The sequence below is a fragment of the Ferrimicrobium sp. genome (assembly GCF_027319265.1).
In the GTDB taxonomy this organism is placed as follows: Bacteria; Actinomycetota; Acidimicrobiia; order Acidimicrobiales; family Acidimicrobiaceae; genus Ferrimicrobium.
This window is the reverse complement of sequence record NZ_DAHVNP010000010.1, coordinates 1-2,599: the sequence shown is the minus strand read 5'-3', so window position 1 is coordinate 2,599 and position 2,599 is coordinate 1. Positions and strand designations below refer to the sequence as shown.

General features: G+C 56.0%; 2 protein-coding genes and 1 pseudogene. All 3 read left to right on the top strand.

Going from position 1 to position 2,599, the window contains the following annotated elements:
• The coding region (locus M7439_RS00970) for a hypothetical protein (RefSeq protein ID WP_298381446.1) at positions 1-259 on the top strand (259 nt) is incomplete at its 5' end.
• A gap of 105 nt (positions 260-364) precedes the next feature.
• A complete protein-coding gene (locus tag M7439_RS00965) occupies positions 365-1,357 on the top strand; it encodes a hypothetical protein (protein ID WP_298381444.1) in 993 nt (330 codons plus the stop codon).
• Positions 1,354-2,599: pseudogene (locus tag M7439_RS00960) on the top strand (hypothetical protein); the annotation flags it as partial. The gene M7439_RS00965 and the pseudogene M7439_RS00960, both read left to right, overlap by 4 nt.

Below are 2,599 nucleotides of genomic sequence, written 5' to 3'. Positions count from 1 at the left end.
CGACCGCATCCCCGGTTCCAGCGATGCGGTACGTATCGTCATGGCTGAGAACCCTCGGGTTTGGAATGTCGCAGAGCTGACGGCTGAACTTAGGAGAAGAGGCTGGATGCCAAAGGGCGCGAATCCTGATGCCACGCTTCGGGCTACCATCCATCGCTTGGGGAAGATCGGCACAATCGAAGTGGTCGAGCGAGGTCGCTACCGGATTCTAACAGACCGTTCCGAACCAGTAGTCGAAGGAGACACCGAAGAAGTATAAACAACCGTTGTTGCTATAGAAGAAAGCATCGAGTCACTCTCAAGTTTCGCAAGCAAGGAGTGACTCGATGCTAATTATCCTGCAAGGAGGGGTTACCTACTCGCAATGCCCATTATACACCATTGTTTTGACGATTACCACCGTGGTGGTATACCACTCGATTATGCCTTAGATCGGATCACGAACTATACCCCCAATATCCCTGCACCATACTGGGATGTCATCGGAAGCTTTGTGCGTGATGTAGTACGTGACGTTCAATACGCCACATCCAAGCCCGTTCTCAATCTACTGCCGGTTATGGCTCGTTATGTGCTCTGGAGTTGGCAAACGGCTGGACTACCTCTAGAACGCGAAGTGCTCTTGCAGCGCGAACTCATCGAGGAGTTCATCAACCACGGGTGTCCAGGTGTCCGCAAAACCAGCCTCGCAACTTACCGATCGCGGCTGTTGCTCATGCGCAAAATCCTGCTTGAAGCTGAAGGTATTCGGGTGAGGGCTGCGTCTACACCGTTCCCGGCCGTAGATCCCGCACGCCCCTATACAGTGCGCGATTTGGCCGCGTTACGATCGTGGGCTGACGGTCAACATACGGCCACCCGCATCCGAGACGCAAAGGTTCTCTTAGCCCTCGGCGCAGGAGCAGGTCTACGGACCGAAGATCTTGTGCGCGTGACGGTCAACGATGTGCAGATGGACGACCTCGGTGTACTCATCAACGTCCACGGGCGGCATCCGCGCTCAGTGCCAGTTCTCGCAGAGTGGGAGGAGCCCATCAAGACTGCCGTGTCCTCAATCCCAAAGGGCAAGCCACTCTTTGGCGAGGGGCGCACGAGCTACAACAACAACGGGGTATCGAATTTCCTCAGCCGTGCGACAGGCGCGGGTCTCAAACCCTCGCTCGCTCGGCTCCGAATCACATGGATCGTGCATCATCTCACCCTTGGCACCCCCGTAGTTCTGCTCATGCAGGCGGCAGGCATCGCAACGCTTGAGGCCTTCGACCGCTACCTGCCTTATGTGCCCGATGCTGGGACTTTGGCCTTTCGCGAGGCGCTCAGAGGTACCACGATCGACCAAATAGGTGATAGATCGTGAGAACCGATGGGCCTCGTCGGCCAGTGCTCTCTATCGAACCGCTGCTGCAAACCCCACACGCAACCCTTGACGACGACTATGTCACGTTCTTGAAGAACCTCATCGAGTCGACCGGTATCTGCGAAGCGCTCGCGCAATGGCGTGAGCAACGTCGAGTGCAGGATGGCAAGCGACCAGGGGGTAGGCGCGCGAGTATCGATGATCGACTCGTGCTGGCCGTGCTCCTCATTCTGGCTACCAACTGTACCCCTCTACTGGTTACGCGAATGGCTGAAATGATAGCGACTCGACTCTCAGTCGAGGCAAAACAAATGCTTGGCATCGACCCAGCCATAACGGGCGATCCCCTCTACTACCGCTGTTGGAGAGCCCTCCACTCGTTCCTAGTGGTTCTCGACCCATATCCTGCACCAAGGAATCGCCGCCTCACCAAAGCGGAGGGGGAGGCCATCGATGCAGCCCGCAACGACGATGAGGTCGAGGCGCAGCGCCAAAAGATCACTTGGGTGATGAATCAATTGCTTGAGGCCACCATACGGCTACTGCCTCCTGAGATCCTGGCTCGCTGGGGTGGCAATCTCTCGATCGACGGAACACCAATGACCGCCTTCGCCAGAGAAGGGACTTATAAGTCAGCGGAATTCGAGAGCTCCGAACGAGATGCAGGGACCTATGCGCGCGGAGGCGATCATCGAGGTGACCCCACCAACAAGTCGAAGACCTACAAGTGGGCTTTCGAGCTTACGATCGCGATAACCGGCCCAGACTTTTTAGACGATGCGACGCTCTCCGACTTCCCTAACCTAGCGATGGGAGCGAGCATGGACAAGCCAGGTGTGGACGTAGCAGGCAATGGTATGCGGGTTATAAACTCCATCATCGAGCGCGGTCATCCACGAGGTTATCTGATCGCCGATCTTGGCTACTTACCGAACTCAATGCCAGCTAAGTTCCAGAATGTCTTGAGGAGGCTGGGGTACAAACCGGTCTTCGATTATCGACGCGACCAGCTGGGAAAAATCGAAACTTTTAAGGGAGCCTCTCTCATTGAGGGAAAGTGGTACTGCCCAGCAATGCCAGATAACCTTGTTAAAGCGACCATCAATTATCGGGGCTTTGGGGATCCCGCGAAGAAGATCGACGCGGAGACCTATGACTTGCTCATCGCACAAAGGAGCCGATATCGAGTTCGGGTCAAAGACAGGTTGGGCACACACGATTCCGAGAGCGGCGTAGCAATGC